23 protein-coding genes are annotated in these 19,494 nt (G+C 66.3%); 10 read left to right on the top strand and 13 right to left on the bottom strand.

Annotation, left to right across the window (positions count from 1 at the left end):
- Positions 1-74: 74 nt before the first annotated feature.
- A complete protein-coding gene (locus tag JWQ90_RS27390) occupies positions 75-1,016 on the bottom strand; it encodes an outer membrane protein assembly factor BamD (RefSeq protein ID WP_299698262.1) in 942 nt (313 codons plus the stop codon).
- A gap of 180 nt (positions 1,017-1,196) precedes the next feature.
- Between JWQ90_RS27390 and rluD the strand changes: the two genes are divergently transcribed.
- Entirely contained in the window at positions 1,197-2,141 is a 945-nt protein-coding gene (gene rluD, locus JWQ90_RS27385) for a 23S rRNA pseudouridine(1911/1915/1917) synthase RluD (protein ID WP_366919619.1), read from the top strand.
- 86 nt (positions 2,142-2,227) lie between these two features.
- Here the strand turns inward: rluD and yrfG are convergent, their stop codons facing one another.
- Complete coding sequence (yrfG, locus tag JWQ90_RS27380) at positions 2,228-2,893, bottom strand: GMP/IMP nucleotidase (protein ID WP_299698260.1); 666 nt, start codon at positions 2,891-2,893, stop codon at positions 2,228-2,230.
- A 37-nt stretch (positions 2,894-2,930) separates the two neighbouring features.
- On the opposite strand from yrfG, the gene cysQ reads away from it, so the two are divergent.
- Positions 2,931-3,737 carry a 3'(2'),5'-bisphosphate nucleotidase CysQ gene (gene cysQ / locus JWQ90_RS27375; protein WP_299698259.1) on the top strand — a complete coding sequence of 269 codons (807 nt, stop codon included), beginning with the start codon at positions 2,931-2,933 and terminating at the stop codon, positions 3,735-3,737.
- Positions 3,738-3,745: 8 nt separating this feature from the next.
- On the top strand, positions 3,746-4,258 hold the full coding sequence (locus JWQ90_RS27370) for a M15 family metallopeptidase (protein WP_299698258.1): 513 nt from the start codon (positions 3,746-3,748) through the stop codon (positions 4,256-4,258).
- An 85-nt stretch (positions 4,259-4,343) separates the two neighbouring features.
- Here JWQ90_RS27370 and mtnC read toward each other — a convergent pair whose 3' ends face one another.
- From mtnC to radC, 10 genes are all read right to left on the bottom strand, one after another.
- Positions 4,344-5,024 carry an acireductone synthase gene (gene mtnC, locus JWQ90_RS27365; protein ID WP_299698257.1) on the bottom strand — a complete coding sequence of 227 codons (681 nt, stop codon included), beginning with the start codon at positions 5,022-5,024 and terminating at the stop codon, positions 4,344-4,346.
- A 1-nt stretch (position 5,025) separates the two neighbouring features.
- A complete protein-coding gene (locus JWQ90_RS27360) occupies positions 5,026-5,589 on the bottom strand; it encodes a cupin (RefSeq protein WP_299698256.1) in 564 nt (187 codons plus the stop codon).
- Positions 5,582-6,199, bottom strand: a complete 618-nt coding sequence (locus tag JWQ90_RS27355) for a methylthioribulose 1-phosphate dehydratase (RefSeq protein WP_299698255.1) — start codon at positions 6,197-6,199, stop codon at positions 5,582-5,584. Before JWQ90_RS27355 ends, JWQ90_RS27360 begins: the two co-directional genes overlap by 8 nt.
- A 175-nt stretch (positions 6,200-6,374) precedes the next feature.
- Positions 6,375-7,835 carry a magnesium transporter gene (gene mgtE / locus JWQ90_RS27350; protein WP_299698254.1) on the bottom strand — a complete coding sequence of 487 codons (1,461 nt, stop codon included), beginning with the start codon at positions 7,833-7,835 and terminating at the stop codon, positions 6,375-6,377.
- 164 nt (positions 7,836-7,999) lie between these two features.
- The gene (gene rpmG / locus JWQ90_RS27345) at positions 8,000-8,170 is read right to left on the bottom strand and encodes a 50S ribosomal protein L33 (protein ID WP_299698253.1); all 171 of its coding nucleotides are present in this window, start codon (positions 8,168-8,170) and stop codon (positions 8,000-8,002) included.
- Between the two features lie 10 nt (positions 8,171-8,180).
- Positions 8,181-8,417 carry a 50S ribosomal protein L28 gene (rpmB, locus tag JWQ90_RS27340; protein WP_299698252.1) on the bottom strand — a complete coding sequence of 79 codons (237 nt, stop codon included), beginning with the start codon at positions 8,415-8,417 and terminating at the stop codon, positions 8,181-8,183.
- A gap of 113 nt (positions 8,418-8,530) precedes the next feature.
- Complete coding sequence (locus JWQ90_RS27335; RefSeq protein ID WP_299698251.1) at positions 8,531-9,217, bottom strand: YafY family protein; 687 nt, start codon at positions 9,215-9,217, stop codon at positions 8,531-8,533.
- Positions 9,218-9,255: 38 nt separating this feature from the next.
- The gene (locus JWQ90_RS27330) at positions 9,256-9,666 is read right to left on the bottom strand and encodes an SRPBCC family protein (RefSeq protein ID WP_299698250.1); all 411 of its coding nucleotides are present in this window, start codon (positions 9,664-9,666) and stop codon (positions 9,256-9,258) included.
- Positions 9,666-10,031: a VOC family protein gene (locus JWQ90_RS27325; protein WP_299698249.1), complete on the bottom strand. Its 366-nt coding sequence runs from the start codon at positions 10,029-10,031 to the stop codon at positions 9,666-9,668. The genes JWQ90_RS27330 and JWQ90_RS27325 overlap by 1 nt, the downstream gene beginning before the upstream one ends.
- A gap of 191 nt (positions 10,032-10,222) precedes the next feature.
- A complete protein-coding gene (gene radC / locus JWQ90_RS27320; protein WP_299698248.1) occupies positions 10,223-10,897 on the bottom strand; it encodes a DNA repair protein RadC in 675 nt (224 codons plus the stop codon).
- Between the two features lie 98 nt (positions 10,898-10,995).
- On the opposite strand from radC, the gene JWQ90_RS27315 reads away from it, so the two are divergent.
- The 4 genes from JWQ90_RS27315 (at position 10,996) to argB (ending at position 14,138) form a co-directional block, all read left to right on the top strand.
- A complete protein-coding gene (locus JWQ90_RS27315; RefSeq protein WP_299698247.1) occupies positions 10,996-11,385 on the top strand; it encodes a VOC family protein in 390 nt (129 codons plus the stop codon).
- A 56-nt stretch (positions 11,386-11,441) separates the two neighbouring features.
- A complete protein-coding gene (gene coaBC, locus JWQ90_RS27310; protein WP_299698246.1) occupies positions 11,442-12,659 on the top strand; it encodes a bifunctional phosphopantothenoylcysteine decarboxylase/phosphopantothenate--cysteine ligase CoaBC in 1,218 nt (405 codons plus the stop codon).
- 24 nt (positions 12,660-12,683) lie between these two features.
- Entirely contained in the window at positions 12,684-13,142 is a 459-nt protein-coding gene (gene dut / locus JWQ90_RS27305; RefSeq protein ID WP_299698245.1) for a dUTP diphosphatase, read from the top strand.
- A gap of 129 nt (positions 13,143-13,271) precedes the next feature.
- Positions 13,272-14,138, top strand: coding sequence for an acetylglutamate kinase (argB, locus tag JWQ90_RS27300; RefSeq protein ID WP_366919618.1), 867 nt, complete (start codon positions 13,272-13,274; stop codon positions 14,136-14,138).
- 89 nt (positions 14,139-14,227) lie between these two features.
- Here the strand turns inward: argB and pyrE are convergent, their stop codons facing one another.
- On the bottom strand, positions 14,228-14,875 hold the full coding sequence (gene pyrE / locus JWQ90_RS27295; protein WP_299698243.1) for an orotate phosphoribosyltransferase: 648 nt from the start codon (positions 14,873-14,875) through the stop codon (positions 14,228-14,230).
- Positions 14,876-15,035: 160 nt separating this feature from the next.
- On the opposite strand from pyrE, the gene JWQ90_RS27290 reads away from it, so the two are divergent.
- Genes JWQ90_RS27290 through JWQ90_RS27280 form a run of 3 tightly spaced genes read left to right on the top strand, consistent with a single transcriptional unit; the run spans position 15,036 to position 19,471 of the window.
- Complete coding sequence (locus tag JWQ90_RS27290; protein ID WP_299698242.1) at positions 15,036-17,027, top strand: TonB-dependent receptor; 1,992 nt, start codon at positions 15,036-15,038, stop codon at positions 17,025-17,027.
- Between the two features lie 9 nt (positions 17,028-17,036).
- Entirely contained in the window at positions 17,037-17,585 is a 549-nt protein-coding gene (locus JWQ90_RS27285) for a YfiR family protein (protein WP_299698241.1), read from the top strand.
- A 2-nt stretch (positions 17,586-17,587) separates the two neighbouring features.
- Complete coding sequence (locus JWQ90_RS27280; protein ID WP_299698240.1) at positions 17,588-19,471, top strand: EAL domain-containing protein; 1,884 nt, start codon at positions 17,588-17,590, stop codon at positions 19,469-19,471.
- Positions 19,472-19,494: the final 23 nt, after the last annotated feature.

Genomic DNA, 19,494 nt, shown 5'->3' with positions numbered 1-19,494 from the left:
ATCCTTTGCCGACATGAGGCCGCGATTGCGCAACAGTCGATACAGGTCGGCAAGGGATTGCCGACCTGTGAGTGTCAGGGCGTCGGAGCCGGCGCGGGTTCGGCAGCAGCAGCCGGAGCGGCGGTGTCGCTTGCGGCCGGTGGCGGAGCGGGCGCATCGGCGGTGCCGGCGTCACGCTTCAGCAGGCGATCCATCCAGGACGGACCTGCCGGCGGCACCGATTCCCGCTCCAGCGCGGCCTCGCTCGGCTGCGCTGCGAGAATCCGCGCAGCGTCGTCGGCCTGCTGGGCCAGGCCGGCGCGGCGATAGCTCTTCTCCATCAGGTCCAGCGCGCGATAGCTCGCCGGTGCGCCCGGGTATTGCGCGACGATCTGCTCGGCGCGCTTGGCCGCGGCCAGGTAGGCGCCGCGGCTGCCGTAGTAGAACTCGACCACGCCCAGTTCGTGCTCGGCGATGAGGTTGCGCAGGTAGATCATGCGCTGGCGCGCGTCGCCGACATAGCGGCTGGTCGGGTACTTCTGGATCAGCAGCGCGAAGTCGTCGAAAGAGCGGCGGTAGTTGGTGATATCGCCCTTGGCGCCGCTGACGCCGAGCATGCTGCTGAACGAAGCTTCGCGATTGAAGTTGGTCAGACCCTTCAGGTACTGAACGTAGTCGATCGACGGGTTGCGCGGATGTTCGCGCATGAACTTGTCGGCTGCGGCGAGCGCCTTGTCGGCGTCATAGCCGCGATACAGCGCGTAGGTTTTCTCGATCTCGCCCTGGGTCGCGTAGTCGGTGAACGGGTAGCGCTTGGACAGCAGCTCGTAGCGTTCGGCGGCGTCCGAGAAATCGCTCTGGTCGAGGCTCTTGCGTGCCAGCCGGTACAATGCGGCCGCTTCGGCACGAAGCTCTCGCTCGCTTTTCTCGGGGCCGGTGAAGGCGTCGTCCTTTTTCTTTCCGTTGGAGCAGGCGGCGCCCGTGAGAACGAGCGCGGCGGCAAGTGCCGCGGCCAGAAGACGCTGGAAATTCATCATGCTCGGAAGGAAGAGGAAAATGCGAGAAAGGAAGCCGCCATGCGGTCGGAGCTATCGGAGCTATTTTGGGCAATCAAGCTTGCGGATCGCAGCGGTAGCGGAGTATAGCCGATGAACGCCGAAGCGCCGGACGAGTCAGAAGACCTCGAATCGGGCGGCACAGTTCCGTCCACCGTCGAGATGGTCGAGGTGGTGCCCGCCGAGCTGGCCGGCCAGCGCCTGGACGCGGTCGCGGCCAAGCTGTTCCCGGACCACTCGCGCTCGCGGCTCAAGACCTGGATCGACGAGGGCAGCCTGTGGGTCAACGGCGCGCCGGCCGTGCGCGGCCGCGACCCGGTCAAACAGGGCGACCGTCTGGACCTGCGCGCCGAGGTGCCCGAGGTCAACTACGACATCCTGCCGCAGAACCTGCCGCTGGAGGTGGTCTACGCCGACGAGTCCCTGGCGATCATCCGCAAGCCGGCCGGCCTGACCGTGCACCCGGGCGCCGGCCAGCGCGACAACACGCTGCAGAACGCGCTGCTGTACCACTTCCCGCAGACCGCCCTGGTGCCGCGCGCCGGCATCGTCCACCGGCTCGACAAGGACACCTCCGGCCTGCTCGTCGTGGCGCTGACCGTGACCGCGCATACCTATCTGGCCGACCTGATCGCCAGGCGCGACGTCAGCCGCGAGTACGACGCGCTGATCACCGGCACCATCGTCGCCGGCAGCACCATCGACCTGCCGATCGGCCGCCACCCGCGCGACCGTCTGCGCATGGCGGTCAGCACCGGCGGTCGCAAGGCGGTCACGCACTACCGCGTGCAGGAGCGCTTCAAGCACCACACGCTGCTGCGGGTGAAGCTGGAGACTGGCCGTACCCACCAGATCCGCGTACATCTGTCGCATCTGAAGTGGCCGATCGTCGGCGACCAGCTGTATGGCGGCCGCGTCGCCCGCGGTGTCGGCATGAGCCTGAAACTGCGCGAAGCGCTGCTGGCGTTCCCGCGCCAGGCACTGCATGCGCGTGCGCTGGAGCTGGAGCACCCGGTGACCGGCGAACTGCTGAGTTTTGCCAACGAGCCGCCGGAGGATTTCCAGGCGCTGCTGCAGCTGCTGCGGGACGAGCAGAAGGCGGGCTGATCCGCGGGTCGATGTTGGGGTTCGCTGCGCTCACCCCAACCTACGAGTGACTGGTAGGTTGGGGTGAGCGCAGCGAACCCCAACAGTCACAATGGCAGCAAGGAGCCCAGCCCATCCGCCGCATCGAACTCGCTAATGTCCCGCGCTGGCCGCGTCGAGTCCGGCCTGCGCATCGCGACGATGTGCCCGACGCCGTAGTCGCGTGCCGCGCGCAGCACCGGCAGGCTGTCGTCGGCAAACAGCGCGCGCTCGCGCGTAAACGGATGTTGCTGCTGCAACGCCTGCCAGAATCGCGGGTCTTCCTTGGGCGCGCCGTAGTCGTGCGAGGACACGATCGCGTCGAACATCGGCGCCAGGCCGAGCTGCTCGAGCTTCACTTCCCAGCTGTCGCGATGGGCGTTGGTGACCAGCCACAGCGGCCGGCCCGATGCTTTCACCGCCTGCAAAAACTCCAGGCTGCCGCCGATGAAGGCGACGCGTTCGCGGATCTCCTCCTTGAGCCGGCGCAGGTTCAGGCCGGTGATGCGGCTCCAGTGATCGGTGCAGTACCAGGGCAGCGTGTGTTCGATCGCGCGGAACTGCGGCGTCAGCTCCGCCAGGGCGTCTTCGATGCTCAGCCCGCGTGCCAGCGCATAGCGCTGTGGTACCAGCTCACCCCAGAAGAAATTATCGAATGCGAGATCGAGAACCGTGCCGTCCATGTCCAGTAGCACATGGTCGATCCGGTTCCAGTCGGGGCGGAAGTGGCTCATGCCCGTATGATAAAGCCAGCCAAACGCAAGGTCTGATATGAAGCCGGTCGATCTGTTGCAAGCGGTGCAGGGCATTGCCGAGGAAGCCGGCCGCCGGATCATGCAGGTGCGTGATTCCGCCGACTTCGGCATTACCGAAAAAGCCGATCGCTCGCCGCTGACGCGGGCCGACATGGCCGCGCACCGGCACATCGCCAAGGCCCTCAAGGCGCTGACGCCTTCGATCCCGCTGCTGTCGGAGGAGGATGCCGATATCGCGTTCGAAATCCGACGCAGCTGGTCACGATACTGGCTGGTCGACCCGCTCGACGGCACCAAGGAATTCATCGCGCGCAACGCCGATTTCACGGTGAACATCGCGCTGATCGAAGACGGCTACCCGGTGCTCGGCGTGGTCGTCGCGCCGGCGCTCGATGTCGGTTATTACGCGGCCCAGGGCGCCGGTGCTTTCCAGATCCAGCGCGGCCTGCACTCAGAGTTGCACACGCGCCGGGTGCCATCGACGCCGGTATTCGTCGTCAGCCGCTCGCACAAGAATCCCGAGCTTGAAGCTTTTCTGGCCGCGGCGCCCGAGCATGAGGCGCGCAGCCGCGGCTCCTCGCTGAAGTTCTGCCAGATCGCGGCCGGCGAAGCCGATCTGTACCCGCGCACCGGCCCGACATCGGAATGGGATACCGGAGCCGGCCAGTGTGTCGCCGAGCAGGCGGGCGCGCGCGTGCTGCGGCTGCCGGATCTGTCGCGGCTGCGCTACAACCAGAAAGACTCGCTGCTGAATCCGCTGTTCGCGGTGATCGGCGACAGCAGCTTCGACTGGAAACCGCTGCTGGCGACGATTCCGACCTGAGTCTGGCTGTGCGTCCCTCGGTCGATCAGCTGTTGCAGGAACTTGGCATCGAGCGCGCCGCGCTGCGTCGCCGCGGCCTGCACCGTTATCGCGAGGCGAGTCGGCTGGTGCCGGTCGGCCTCGGCACCGATGGCCGCGACAAGCTGCTGACGCCGCAGGCTGCGCAGGCCTGGCTGTCGATGCGCGATGCTGCGGCGCGCAGCGGCGTGAGCTTGCTGCTGGTCTCGGCATTTCGCAGCGCCGAGTACCAGGCCTCGCTGCTGCGCGCACGCCTCGCCAAGGGCGAGACCATCGAGGTGGCACTCACCATCAACGCGCCGCCCGGTTACAGCGAACATCACACCGGCCGAGCAATCGACATCGGAACGCCGGGTTGCGGCGGGCTTGATGAGGCTTTCGAGAACACCGCGGCCTATGCCTGGCTGGAGCGTGAAGCCAGCAGCTTTGGCTTCACGATGAGCTATCCGCGCGATAACCCGCAGGGCTACCGGTACGAACCCTGGCACTGGTGCCATTCGTAGGTCGGCAATCCCTTGCCGACGTGTACCGTCGATGCGCAATCGAGGCCTCACGTCGGCAAGGGATTGCCGACCTACGAATGGCTCATCAATCCGTCAGCCGGACTTCCGAAAAATCCCGCGCCTGCGGATGCGCCGGCGACGGCTTGGCGATGGCGTCGCGGATCAGCTGGCAGGTGTGCATGCCGGCGGCGCGCGCGGCGTCGAGTTCCTCGCCGATGTCCGACAGGAACAGCACCTCGCTGCCGGGCAGGCCGATGCGGTCCAGGATCGCGCGATACGAAGCCGCTTCGCGCTTGCCGCCGATCTGGGTGTCGAAATGACCCGAGAACAGCGGCGTCAGATCGCCGGCATCGGAGTGGCCGAAGATCAGCTTCTGCGCTTCCGTCGAGCCCGAGGAATACACGTACAGCTGCAGGCCCTGCTCATGCCAGCGGCGCAGATATTCCGGCGTATCGGCGTAGACATGGCCTTTGAGTTCGCCGGCCTGGTATCCGACTTTCCAGATCATGCCCTGCAGGGTTTTCAGCGGCGTCGCCTTGCGGTCTTCGGCCATCCACTGTTCGAGCACGCCGGCGGCCTCGTCGATCGACAGGTCCCAGCCGATGGCGGCTTCGACGTCGCCGATCAGGCCCTGCACCAGCGGGTCACCGGCGTGTTCGCGCAGGAAGCTGCGCAGATGCGCGCGTGCATACGGGAACAGGCTCTGGTGCACGAACTCGATCGAGGAGGTGGTGCCTTCGATGTCGGTGACGATCGCCTTGATCACTTCAGCCCGCCGTGTAGTGCGGCGCTTCCAGGCGCGGGAAGCGGTCGGCGATGTTGTCGCCGGTGAAGTTCGCGACCCAGCCTTCCGGCGTCGTGAACAGGCGTATCGCCTTCAGGTTCGGATTCGGGCCCATGTCGAACCAGTGCGTGGTGTTTGCCGGCACGCTGATCAGATCGCCTTGGGCGCAGCGCATCGCGTAGACGTGGCCGTCCTTGCGAATGTTGAACAGGCCTTCGCCTTCGACGAAAAAGCGCACTTCGAAATCGTCGTGCGTATGCTCGTGCAGGAACTTGTCGCGCATCGCCTCTTTCTGCGGATGGCTGGCGTACAGGCTGATCACGTCGACGCTCTTGAAGCCGTAGGCCTTCATCAGGCGATCGATCGCATCGCGATAGGCTTCGATCACTTCGTCCTGGCTGGCTTCGGTATCGAGCTGCTTGCTCGCCTCCCAGCGCTCGAAGCCGACGCCGATCTTGTCGAGCGCGCGGCGGATGTCCTCGTAACCGGTGTAGGCGGCCTCGGCCCGGGCCGCGGAAGCTTCCTGATAGATACGCAGTTCACTCATGACTTTCTCTCCAATTCCTGCTCCTCAACTCGCACTCGAACATGAACTCCAGGGCTTCCACCCGGTGGCGTGCCTGCGCCACCGAACTGCCCCAGGCGTAGAGACCGTGGCCTTTGATCAGGTACGCGGCCACGGCTTGCTTCTTCATATGGGCATCGATGGTGGATGCCAGCCTGGCGATGTCCTGATCGTTTTCGAAAACCGGGATTTCCACGAGCGCGTCGTGCGTGCTGATGCCCGGCAACAACTTCAGCAATTCGTAGCCGGCGAACCGCACGCTCTGCTGGTGCATCGACAGCAAGGTGTTCGATACCGAATGGGTGTGCAGCGCGGCGCCGATCCCGGCGTCCAGGTTGTACAGCTGGCAGTGCAGCAGGGTTTCGTACGAAGCCTTGCGGCTCGGGTCTTCCGGGCGGCCCTGCAGATCGGCGGCCAGGAAGGCATCCGGCGTCAGCTCGCCCTTGTGCCAGCCCGAGGCCGTGATCAACATGCGATCAGACGACAGCCGCGCCGAAAAGTTTCCGCCGGTGGCCGGCACCCAGCCGCGCTGATGGAACAGCGCGCCGGCCGCGATCATGTCGCGGGCTAAGCGATCGACGTCGGCATTCATGGCGAGTGGCTCTCCGCCTGGGGCTGGCAAGGGGGCGCGACTGTAAGGGATAGCTCGGGGCTGATCAATGTAGTGACGCGCGCTGTTCAAGCGGGTGATCTTGCGCGCCGCGGATGAAGTTGTCGCGTCAGCGTCAATACAGATTCAGTCCGGCCTTATGCCGGGCCGATCGCGCTCAGACCAGGAAGATCGAGGCCAGGCCCAGGAAGATGAAGAAGCCCATGCTGTCGGTAATCGCGGTCAGGATCACCGACGAGCCCATCACCGGGTCGCGGCCGAAGCGCTGCAGCAGCAGCGGGATGAAGACACCGGCTAGAGCCGCGACCACCAGTTCGAGCATCGTCGCGGCGGCGATCACCAGCGTCAGCGGCAGCCTCTGGTACAGCAGCAGCGTGAACAGGCCGAGCGCCGTTCCCCAGACTGCGCCATTGAGCGCGGCGATCGACAGCTCCTTGGTCAGCATCTTGCGCAGCTGCGCCGAGCCGAGCTGGCCCATCGCCAGGCCGCGGATCACCAGCGCCATGGTCTGGTTACCGGTGTTGCCGCCGATGCTGGCGACGATCGGCATCAGCACCGCCAATGCCACCAGCTGCGCGATCACCGCCTCGAACTCGCCGATCACGCGCGAGGCGACGAACGCGGTCAGTACGTTCAGGCCCAGCCAGGGCCAGCGGTTGCGCGCGCTCTGCGTGACCGGTGCGAACAGGTCTTCCTCTTCGGACAGGCCGACCTGGCGCAGGCTTTCGGTGCTGGCGCGCTGCTTGATCTCGTCGACGACTGCGTCGACGGTGATACGGCCGACCACCTGGTTGTGCAGGTTCACCACCGGTGCGGAAACCAGGTCGTATTTTTCGAACGCGGTGACCGCTTCGCGCATCAGATCGTCGGTGTAGAAATAGATCGTATCGCGGGTCATCTCGGCGGCGACTTCGGCCTCGGGATCACCCAGCAGCAAGCGCTGAAGCGACAGCAGGCCGCGCAGATGATTGCTGCGATCGACTACAAAAATCTGGTTGGTGTGCGGCGGCAGCAGCTTGCGCCGGCGCAGCAGGCGCAGCACCGCCTCCAGCGACGCGTCTTCGCGGGTCGATACGAAATCCAGGTCCATCAGCGAGCCGACCGAGCCCTCGGGGAAGGACAGCATCGAGCGGACTTCGGCTTGGTCGGCGTTGTCCAGGCGCTGCAGCACTTGCTGGCCGATGTCGTCGGGCAGGCTGCCGACCAGGTCGGCGATGTCCTCGGAGTCCAGCGGCGCGACCACGGCGGCGATGTCGTCCGGCGCCATGTGGGCGACCAGCATGCGGCGCACCGAATCCGAAGCCTCCAGCAGTACCGCGCCGCGCCGGCTCGGCTTGACCAGGGCCCAGGCCAGATCGCGTGCGTCCGGGTCCAGGCTTTCGAGCACGAACGCGATATCGGCCGGGTGAAAGCTGGCGAGACGGGTTTCGAGTGCGGCCTGATGCTGGCGCGCGACCAACTGCGCGACCACGTCCTGGCGACGATTCTCCGACGAGGACCGCTGCAGCAGTTCGCGCTCCACTGCCTGGCGCGACAGCAGCTCGATGACCTGCGAACGTGCCAGCTCGAGGTGCCGGTAATGCTGGCGCTGCGAGCTGGAGTCGTCGACGTCGTTCATCGCGCGATCTTACGCCGGGCAATGCTGCAGCAATAAAAAGAACCTACGCGGTTTATCCCTGGTTCAGCGCGCCGGAAACGACAGCGCCACCCCGGAGGGTGGCGCGATGCCGCTGCAGATATTCCGCACGCCGCAGCGTGCCGAAACTCTCGTTACTTGATTCGTTACTTGATCTTGGCTTCCTTGAACACGACGTGCTTGCGCACGATCGGGTCATACTTCTTGAACTCGAATTTGTCCGGGGTGTTCTTCTTGTTCTTCGTCGTCGTGTAGAAGAACCCGGTATCGGCGGTCGAGATCAGCTTGATCTTTTCGCGTTCTTTTTTCTTGGCCATGACTTGCTCCTTAGACCTTCACGCCATTCTTGCGAATGTCGGCGAGCACGACGTCGATGCCCTTCTTGTCGATGATGCGCAGGCCGTGATTCGACACGCGCAGCGAGATGAACTTCTTTTCCGCCTCGACCCAGAAACGATGGGTATGCAGGTTCGGTTCAAAACGGCGACGGCGGCGATTGTTCGCGTGGGAAACCGTATTGCCGACCAGCGGCTTCTTGCCGGTGACCTGACAGACTTTGGACATGACACAACCTCGAGGCGATTAGGGCACGAATCAGACCCCGGAAATGCGTGGGGCCCGAAAAGGGTCGCGAAAGATACCAGCGAAGTCCGGCAGCGGCAACTGTTTCGGCCGCCTCAGTCGGCCTGGCTGTGTATAAAACGGACAAAATCCTCGAGTCGCCGGCCGCTCTGGTCGGGATAGTGGCGCCCGGTGGCTTCCAGCGAGCCGATGCGGTCGATCCGGAACTGGCGAAAATTCTCGCGCAGCTCGCACCAGCCGGCCAGCGTCCAGGCTGCGCCCCAGAAGTACAGACCCAGCGGCCAGACCGCGCGCTCGCTGACTGCCTGTTGCTGGTCACGGTAGCCGCCGATCTGCATCACCTCACGCTGCGCGATCGCCTGATGCAGCCGGTCGAAGATACCGCCGGGTACCGAGGTGGCGAAAGGCGAGGCGTATAGGCGGGTGCGTTCGAGATCGATGCGCGCGTCCTCGGGCAGCACGGCGGCGATCTTGGCCATCGCCGAAGCGGCCGCGCGCGCGGTTTCTGGCCCGGACCAGGCCTCGACGATGCGTGCGCCGGCGGCCAGCGCCTGCAGTTCCGCGCGGTCGAACATCAGCGGCGGCAGGTCATAGCCGGCACCGAGCCGGTAGCCGATACCGGCCTCGCCCTCGATCGGCACGCCGGACAGGCTCAGGTCGCGCACATCGCGGTAGATCGTGCGCATCGACACCTCCAGCCAGCCTGACAGCTGCGCGGCTGTGGTCAGCCGGCGGCCTCGCAGGTACTGGACGATGCGGAACAGGCGGTCGGCGCGGCGCATGCCGATAGCTTAAATGGCTCGCCGGTGCGGCATCCGGTTCAGGCTTCGGCACGGCGTTTCAGCGCCGCCAGCACCTCGGCAAAATCCTCGGTGACGGCCTCGCCCAGATCCGCCGCGACCGGCCCGCTGACTTCAGTGCGGAACACGATGCGCGTGCTGCCGCCGTCCAGCGGTGCGATCAGGTGATGTACCAGTACCCGCGTGCCATGCAGGATGGTCTCGTCGGTGAAACCCTGGTTCTCGCGCACGTCGAGCAGGGTGCTCGCGAACGGGTCTTCGCCCGGCGGCTGCATCGTCAAGCGGGTGCCAGTCTCGAACGGCCCGTGCAGTTCGATGCGCTCGATGCCGGCGTTCCATTGCGGCCAGTCCGCGACGTTCGAGAACAGGCTCCAGATCTGCGCCGGCATCGCCTGCACCTCGATGCTGCGTTCGTCACTCCAGACCATCATCAGCGCAGGCTCGCGCGATCGAACAGCGGGTTCTGGATCAGGCTCAGCCGGTTGCCGAACGGGTCGAGCACCGAGCCGACGCGGACGCCGTCGCCAACCTCGCGGACCGGGTCGAGATCCTGGGCGCCGAGGCCGAGCAGGCGCGCGTATTCGGCGTCGGCGTCGTCGACGCCCCAGTACGCCTGAGTGCCGTCGGCGCCGGGTGTCGCGTCCGGGATCAGGCCGAGTTCGAAACCGCCGATCGCAAAACCGACGTAGTAGGGCTGGTCGTAATAGGGTTCGACGCCGAACACCCGCGCGTACCAGGCCTTGGCGGCGGCGAGGTCGGGAGCGGGGTAGATGGCGGTACGCAGGCCGAGGATCATGGGGTGTCGCTCCGTCGTGAGGTGCGCCGCAGTATCGGCCGGGGCTGCTGACAAGCTGCTGTCAGCAGGCTACGGAGGTCGGCGCGAATTTGCACCGCAATCGCGGACTTTGGTCCGCTCCTACAGTCGCGGATCGAGGGTACGCAAAGCTCCTGTAGGAGCGGACCATGTCCGCGATTCATGCTCGCCGATCAGATCCACCCGCGCTCCGCAAACGACACCGGCGACGCATCGCCGACCACGAAATGATCCAGCACGCGCACGTCGATCAGCCGCAGCGCCGCCTGCAGCCGCTCGGTCAGCAGCCGATCCGCGGCCGAGGGTTCCGCGACGCCGGACGGATGGTTATGCGCAAAAATCACCGCCGCCGCCGAACATTTCAGCGCCGCCTTGACCACCTCGCGCGGGTACACCGAGGCCCCGTCGAGTGTGCCGACCGACAGCTCCTCATAAGCCAGCAGCCGGTGCTGCGTATCGAGGAAAAGCGCCGCGAACACCTCGCGGTCGCGGTCCCGCAGCCGCGCCTGCAGGAAGCGCCGCACGGTCGCCGGGTCGTTCAGCGCCTCGCGCTGGCGGATTGCTTCGCCTAGGTGGCGCCGGCCCATCTCGAGCACCGCCTGCAGCTGTGCGAACTTGGCGTCGCCCAGGCCCTTGGCGGAGCAGAACGCCGTGCGATCCGCGCCGAGCAGGCCGCGCAGGCCGTCGAAGCGACTCAGCAGGTCGCGCGCCAGATCCACCGCGCTTTTGCCGGCCAGGCCGGTGCGCAGGAAGATCGCCAGCAGTTCGGCGTCGCTGAGCGCGCCCGCGCCGCGCTCCAGCAGTTTTTCACGCGGCCGTTCGCCGGCCGGCCAATCGCGAATGCTCATGTTGATCCCCGGTGATCGCCCTATGCTATTCAGACGCGCGGCCTGCGACTGAGACGCCGTTGGACAATTGCCGCGACCACCAACAAGGAACAGGCCTCATGCTCGACCATATCGGAATCAGCGTTTCGGACCTGGAGCGCAGCCGGCGCTTCTTCGAGGCCGCGCTGCACCCGCTCGAAATCGGCCTGGTGATGGAGGTGACGGCCGAGCAGACCGGCGCCGGTGGGCACGTCGGTTTCGGATCGCAGCAGCGGCCGTATTTCTGGATCGGCGACGGCGGGGCCGCGGCCGGCGCCGGTGTGCATGTCGCGTTCGCCGCCGCGTCCCGCGCGGTGGTCGATGCGTATTACGCCGCCGCGATCGGCGCGGGCGGGCGGGACAACGGCGCCCCCGGCCTGCGCCCGCATTACCACCCGAACTACTACGGCGCGTTCGTGCTCGACCCGGACGGCCACAACATCGAGGCGGTCTGCCATCGGCCAGAGTAGGCGCCGGGCCGGCGGACAAGCGAATCCGTGCGCCGCAAAACAGTAGAATCCGCGTCATGTCACAAAGCGCGCTCATTCCCTCGCTGCACGGCCGCCGCATCCTGCTCGGCGTGACCGGCGGCATCGCGGCCTACAAGGCGGCGGATCTGACGCGGCGGCTGATCGAAGCCGGCGCCGAGGTGCAGGTGGTGATGACCGACTCGGCGCTGCATTTTGTTGGCGACCCGACTTTCCAGGCGCTGTCCGGCAAGCCGGTGCGGCATTCGCTGTGGGACGAGGCGGCCGAGGCGGCGATGGGCCATATCGAGCTGGCGCGCTGGCCGGATCTGATCCTGGTGGCGCCGGCGACGGCCAATTTCATCGCCAAGCTTGCGCACGGCGCGGCCGACGATCTGCTGTCGACGCTGTGTCTGGCCACCGACAAGCCGATCGCCGTGGCGCCGGCGATGAACCGCCTGATGTGGGCCAACGCGGCAACCCAGTCCAATGTCGCGACGCTGACCGCGCGCAGCATTGCGGTGCTCGGCCCTGGCGCCGGCTACCAAGCCTGCGGCGAAATCGGCGAAGGCCGCATGCGCGAGCCGCTCGATCTTCGCGCCAATGTCGCCGAGCTGCTGTCGTCCGGCCCGCTGAAGGGCGTGCACGCGGTGGTCACCGCCGGGCCCACGCGTGAGCCGCTGGACCCGGTGCGGTTCCTGAGCAATCGCAGCTCCGGCAAACAGGGTTATGCGGTTGCGGCGGCGCTGCGCGACCAGGGTGCCAGCGTGACGCTGATTTCGGGGCCGACGAACTTGTCGACGCCGGCCGGCGTGACGCGCATCGACATCGAGTCCGCCGCCGACATGCTCAAGGCCGCGCTCGCCGCAAGCCGCGATGCTCAGATCTTCGTCGCTGCCGCCGCGGTCGCCGACTACCGCGCGGCCAGCATCGCCGGCCAGAAGATCAAGAAGAACGACGCTGAACTGACGCTGCCGCTGGCGCGCACCGACGACGTGCTGGCGACGGTTCGCAAGGCCTATCCGCAGCTGTTCGTGGTCGGCTTCGCCGCCGAGACCGAGAAGTTGGAAGAACACGCGCGCGGCAAGCTGCAGCGCAAGAACCTCGACATGATCGCCGCCAACTGGGTCGGCGCCGGCCGCGCCTTCGACCAGGACGACAACAGCCTGCAGGTGTTCTGGCCGGACGGCGGCGAAGCGCTGGCGCCGGCAACCAAGGCCGAAGTCGCGCGCGGCCTGGTGGCGCTGATCATCCGGCAGCGTGCCGCGAAAAAATAAACAATAACTTCAGAAAACAACAAAATGTCACAAAAGATCCAGCTCAAGATTCTCGATCCGCGCCTCGGCCGCGATTACCCGCTGCCGGGTTATGCCACCGACGGCGCGGCCGGGCTGGATCTGCGCGCGATGCTGGACCAGCCTCTGGAAATCGAGCCGGGCCAGACCACGCTGATCAAGACCGGCATGGCGATCTACGTCGCCGACCCGGGCCTGGCCGCGATCATCCTGCCGCGTTCGGGCCTGGGCCATAAGCACGGCATCGTGCTCGGCAACCTGGTGGGCCTGATCGATTCCGACTACCAGGGCGAGCTGATGGTCAGCTGCTGGAACCGCGGCAGCGCCCCCTTCAGCATGACGCCCGGCGAGCGCATCGCGCAGCTGGTGCTGGTGCCGGTGGTGCGCGCGGATTTCGAGCTGGTCAGCGAATTCCAGGCGAGCCAGCGCGGCGCCGGCGGTTTCGGCCATACCGGCCGTCACTGAAGCGCCATCGTTCCGTAATCAAGGGAGCATCGCCCTGTCACAGACTCGCTGCGTCAACTTGACCACGAGTCCGACATGGGCGCCCCCGAAATCCTCACTCCGCTTTATCCGCACAACGTCCGCATCCAGATGCCGATCGACCTGACCAACGCCCAGACCATCGCCCGCGTGCTGACCGAGGCGCTGCCGTATATCCGCCGCTTTTCCGGCAAGACGCTGGTGGTGAAATACGGCGGCAACGCGATGAAGGACGACAGCATGATCGCCTCGTTCGCACGCGACATCGTGCTGATGAAGCACGTCGGCATGCACCCGATCGTGGTCCATGGCGGCGGCCCGCAGATCGGCGCGCACCTGGAAAAGCTCGGCAAGACCTCGCGCTTCGTCGATGGCATGCGCGTCACCGACGACGAGACCATGGACGTGGTCGAGATGATGCTCGGCGGCCTGGTCAACAAGGCGATCGTCAGTGCGATCAATCAGCAGGGCGGGCAGGCGGTCGGTTTGTCCGGCAAGGACGGCGGCCTGATCCGCGCCCGCAAGCTGGTGGTCGCCGGTGGTGAGGATCTGGGCCAGGTCGGCGAAGTCGACGCGATCGATCCGCGTGTGGTCAAACACCTGGAAGCCGGCGGCTTCATCCCGGTAATCGCGCCGATCGGTGTCGGTGCCCAGGGCGAGGCGTTCAATATCAATGCCGACCTGGTGGCCGGCAAGCTGGCCTCGGTGCTGCAGGCCGAGAAGCTGATCCTGCTGACCAACATCCCCGGCGTGATGGACAAGGGCGGCAACGTGCTGACCGGCCTGACGGTGAGCCAGGTGCAGGGGCTGATTGCCGACGGCACGATTTACGGTGGCATGCTGCCGAAGATCCAGTGCGCACTCGATGCGGTCGCCAGCGGTGTCAGGAGTGCGGTGATCATGGACGGCCGCACTGATCACTCGGTGCTGCTGGAGCTGTTCACCAATGAAGGGATTGGCACGCTGATCCGGGGTTGATCGGCGGTGTTGGGGTTCGCTGCGCTCACCCCAACCTACGATGCGATGGGTAGGTTGGGGTGAGCGCAGCGAACCCCAACATTGTCACGTCAATCCTTGACCCCGTACTGCGCCTGATATGCGTTGATCGCATCGATCGTCGCCGCATCACCACCGCTCTGCGTCAGATGCGCCAGCAGATCGCGCACCGTCACCAGTGGCAGCACCGCAATGCCGGCCTCGCTCGCCAACTCCTGCACCGCCGAGCGGCCATTGGGCCCCACTTCCTGGCGATCCAGCGCGGTCATCGCCGCGACCGTGGTCGCGCCGGCGTCGCGCAGCAGCGCGTGCGACTGGCGCAGCGCAGTGCCGGCGGTCAGCACGTCGTCGACGATCACCACGCGCGCGCCCACAACCGGTGCGCCGACCAGTACGCCGCCTTCGCCGTGATCCTTGGCCTCCTTGCGGTTGTACGCGAACGGCAGATCGCGGCCGCGCTCGGCCAGTGCATAGGCGATCGCCGCGACCAGCGGAATGCCCTTGTAGGCCGGGCCGAACAGCAGGTCGAACTCGACGCCGGAGCCGAGCAGCGCATCGGCGTAGGCGCCGGCCAGCCGGCGCAAACCGGCACCACTGGCAATCTTGCCCAGATTGAAGAAATAGGGGCTGATACGGCCCGATTTCAGCGTGAACCGGCCGAACTTCAGCACCTCGTGTTCGAGCGCGAGTTCGAGGAAGGCGGTCTGGTGCGGTTTCATATTGTTTTTTCGCGTTGCGGGCTTCCATTGTCTCCCAGCGCGGCGGCCGCGGCCACGGTCAAGAACCCGCGGGCATTGCCGATACCGATGATGTGACTTGTCCATAGACCACCCGGTTTCATTTCCGGATAGTCGCCTGCTCCACCGTGAGGATTGAACCATGACCCGTACTGGTCGGCAGCGCTGGCCGCGGTTGACGGGCGTGGCTTGCCTGGCAGCGGTTGCGTGCCCGGTCTACGCCCAGGCCTTGCCGGCGTCTGCCGATCTGGCTCAGTTACCGATCGAGCAGCTGATGGATCTGGAAGTATCCAGTGCGTCGCGCTTCGAGCAGAAGATCAGCGAAGCGCCGTCCGCGGTCGCGGTGCTGACGGCAGGTGACTTCGAAGCCTTCGGCTGGCGCACGCTCGGCGAGGCGCTGGCCTCGCTGCCGGGCTTGTACGTGAACTACGACCGCAATTACGCCTATCTTGGCGCGCGCGGGTTCCAGCGACCCGGCGACTACGACAGCCGCTTCCTGCTGCTGATCGACGGCGTCCCGAGCAACGACGCGGTCTACGGACAAGCCGCGATCGGCACCGATTTTCCAATCGATGTCGAGATGATCCAGCGCATCGAATACGTGCCCGGGCCGGGCTCGGCGATCTATGGTTCCAACGCGTTCTTCGGCGTCGTCAACGTGATCACCAAACGCGCCGCCGAGGCGCCGGGGACGCAGCTCGGTGTCACCGGCGGCAGCTACGGTTATCGCGGCGGCCGCGCCAGCTATGGCTGGAGCGGCGGACAGCAGGCCGATCTGCTGCTGTCGGCAAGCCGCTTCGCAACCGACGGCCCCGACCTGTATTTCCCCGAGTTCGACACGCCCGAAACCCACAACGGCGCCGCCACCCATCTCGATGACGACCGCGCCACACGCCTGCTGGCCAAGGCGCGCTACGGTGAATTCGATCTGCAACTGGCCTGGGCCGATCGCGTCAAGGGTATCCCGACGGCGAGCTACGGGCAGAGCTTTGGCGTCGATGGCGAGCAGGCGCGGGACCAGCACAGCTGGGCGAGCCTGGTCCATCGCCACCGCTACAGCGACGATTTCGAGCTGGTGACACGCGGCTTTGTCAGCCAGTACCAATACGATGGCGTCTACGTCTACCTGCCGACGGTGAATTACGATGGCGCCGATGCCCGCTCGTACGGGTTCAGCGTCCAGGGCACGCTGCAGGCCTTCACCGATCACCATCTGGTAATCGGCAGCGATATGCGCTACGACGGGCATCGCGATCAACACAATTTTTCGGTGGACCCGGACCTGCAATATCTCGACGACCACCGCAGCGGTGGCACCTGGGGCCTGTATCTCGAGGACGAATATCGTTGGTCGTCGCAGCTGCTGTTCAACCTCGGTGCGCGGCTCGACCACGACTCGACCAGCGGCAGCAGGCTGAGCCCGCGCGCCGCGATCATCTATTCACCGGGGCCGCGAACCACGATCAAGGGGCTCTGCGGCAGCGCATATCGCTCACCCAACGCCTTCGAGCAGTTCTACACGGTAGCCGGCGACGGCGCGCAGGCCGGCAATCCGGATCTCGACTCCGAGCAGATCCGCACTGCCGAGCTGGTCCTACAGCAGAGCCTGCCGGACAACGCGATGCTGACCGCCTCGCTCTACACCTACCGCGTGCACGACCTGATTTCGCTGATGGAAGGCCAGGACGGCATGCCGACATACATCAACCAGGGCCGCGTCGAAACGCGCGGAGCGGAGCTGAGCTACACCCGGCGCTGGAGCGACACCGCGCAGCTGCGAGCGAGCTACAGCTGGCAGCTGGCCCAGGACCAGAGCAGCCACCAGCAGCTGGAAAACTCGCCGCGGCACCTGGCGCATCTGAACCTGTCGACCGGCATTGCCAATACCGGTGTGATCCTCGGCGCCGAACTCAGCGCCGTCGCAGCGCAGCGGGGTCAGCAAAGCGAGATCGGCGCGTATTGGCTGGGCAACCTGAGCCTGAGCCGCGCGCTCGGCCGCCGCCTGCAGGGCTCGATCACCGTCTACAACCTGTTCGACCGGGACTACGCGCAGCCTGCCGGCCCCGAACTGCTGCAGAGCGGCGTGGACCAGGACGGACGATCCGTGCTGGCGCGGCTGACGCTCGGATTCTGAGCGGCTCCCATGCGCCGAACGCTCGCTCCCCTTTGCAGGCCGATCTGCAGGCCTCTTTGGAGGCCGATCTGCAGGGCCCTGATCCGCTTCGGCCTGCTGCTGCCGATGCCGATCGGCGCACAGGAGCCGGTACCCGAAGCCGAGCTGAAGGCGGCCTTCATCTACAACTTCGCCCTGTTCACGCAATGGCCGCAGCCGGCCGCGGCTTCGGGGCTGAGCTTCTGCATCGCTGACAGCAGCGCGCTCAAGGCAGCGGTGCTGCGTCTGGCCGGCAAGCCGGTCAACGACGGCCTGGTCACGGTCAAAGTGATGGCCGCGGGCGATCCGGCGCCGGAGGACTGCGGCGTGTGGATCGTCGAGCCGGCGTCGCCGATGCCGCCGGTCGAGCGTCGCGGCACGCTGATGGTGTCCGACGGCGGATCGCTCGACGGCCATGTGATGATCGTGCTCGCCCTCGACCATTCGCACGTACGCTTCGACATCGACACCATCGCTGCACAAAGGGCCGGGCTCAAGTTCAGCTCCAAGCTGCTGCGCCTGGCGCGGGCCACGCAGTGACCATGGCTGCCGCCCCTGCGCTGCGGCAATCGGTGGCCGCATCCAACCTGCTCGCCGCGGCGGCCGCGCTGCTGTTCGCGAGTCTGGCGCTGATCGCCTATCAGTTCGTGTCGATGGAGCGCGGGCTACTGGAGTCGCTGCGAGTGCAGGCACAGATCATCGGGTCCAACACGCTCGCGGCGCTGCTGTTCAACGACGAGCGCGCCGGCAGCGAAACCCTGTCGGCGCTCGAGGCGGTGCCGACCATCGAAGCGGCCGCCGTGTTCACGGCGGATGGCCGCATGCTCGCGTCTTACACCCGCTCAGGACACCCGCCGCCGGCGGCTGCGTCGGTGGCGCTGCTGGAGCAGGGTCACCAGATCGCGATCGACGATGTGCTGGTGGCGCATCGGATCGTCTACCAGGACCGGACGGTCGGCATCGTCGTCATCGAAGCTGGCCTGAACTCGGTGTACTGGTCGCTGCTCGGCTACGCCGCGCTGATGTGCATGGTGGCGGCCGCGTCCCTGGGTCTGACGCTGCCCCTGGTCACGCGCATGCGCCATCGCGTGGAGGCGGCGGAGACCGATCTGTACCGGCTCGCGCATGTCGATCCGGTCACCGATCTGCCCAACCGCCACGCGTTCAACGACCACCTGCGCCGCGGCGTGGCCGACGGCGGCCAGCTGGCGCTGGCGCTGCTCGACCTCGACAATTTCAAGATCGTCAACGACACGCTGGGACATGCGCACGGCGATCTGCTGCTCAAGGCGATCGGGCAGAGGCTGCTGACGCTGGTGCGCAGCACCGACATCGTGTGCCGTCTGGGCGGTGACGAATTCACCTTGATCCTGCGTCCGCTGCAGACTCGGGCCCAGGCCCGTCTGCTCGCCGAAAAACTGCTGGCGCAGCTCGAACAGCCGCTGACCGTCGACGGCCGCGACTACCACGTCACCGCCAGCATCGGCCTCAGCTGCTCCCCGGCCGACGGCAGCGACGTCGATACGCTGATGCGCAACGCCGACACCGCGATGTATCACGCCAAGCATCTTGGCAAGAACGGCTGCGCGCTGTTCGAGCCCGAGATGAACCGCCGCGCGGCGCACCGGCTGGCGCTCGAGGCCGATCTGCATCGGGCGATCGACAACCACGACTTCCAGCTTCAGTACCAACCGCAGATCGGGCTGGCCGACGGCCGCATCGTCGGCATCGAGGCGCTGCTGCGCTGGCCGCACGCCACGCGCGGCATGGTGCCGCCCTACGATTTCGTACAGGGCGCGGAGGAATGCGGGCTGATCGTGCCGATCGGCCGCTGGGCGCTGCGCACCGCCTGCCAGCAGTCCGCCGACTGGGGCGCGGCGGGCCTGCACGTGCCGCCGCTGTCGGTCAACGTGTCGGTGCGCCAGCTGCGCGACCCGCACTTTTGCGACGACATCGATGCGGCCCTGAAGGATTCCGGGCTCGCCGCGCACAAGCTCGGGCTGGAGATCACCGAGAGCCTGCTGATGGATTCGGACGAGGCCAGCATCGGCCTGCTGAGCCGTCTGCGCGCCAAGGGCATCCGGCTGTCGATCGACGACTTCGGCACCGGGCACTCCTCGCTGTCGTATCTGCCGCGTCTGCCGGTGCATGCGATCAAGATCGACCGCAGTTTCATCGAGCGCATTCCGGGCGACGGCGCCAGCATTACCATCGCGATCCTGGCGATGGCCAAGAGCTTCGGGCTGTCGGTGGTGGCCGAGGGCGCCGAGCAGGAGGAGCAGGTGCAGTTCCTGCGCCAGCACGGCTGTACCTCGATCCAGGGCTGGTACTTTGCGCCGGCAATGACTGCCGACGAGCTGGCGCCGCTGCTGGCCCGCAACAGTGCGCCGTTCGAGCGCCCGCGGCTGCGCGCCATATCCGGCTGAACGCCACCGCTTGCCGATTTGCG

Source organism: Hydrocarboniphaga sp., assembly GCF_028291725.1.
Lineage (GTDB): Bacteria > Pseudomonadota > Gammaproteobacteria > Nevskiales > Nevskiaceae > Hydrocarboniphaga.
The sequence above is the reverse complement of the archived record's forward strand: the minus strand, read 5'-3'. Positions and strand labels throughout refer to the sequence as shown.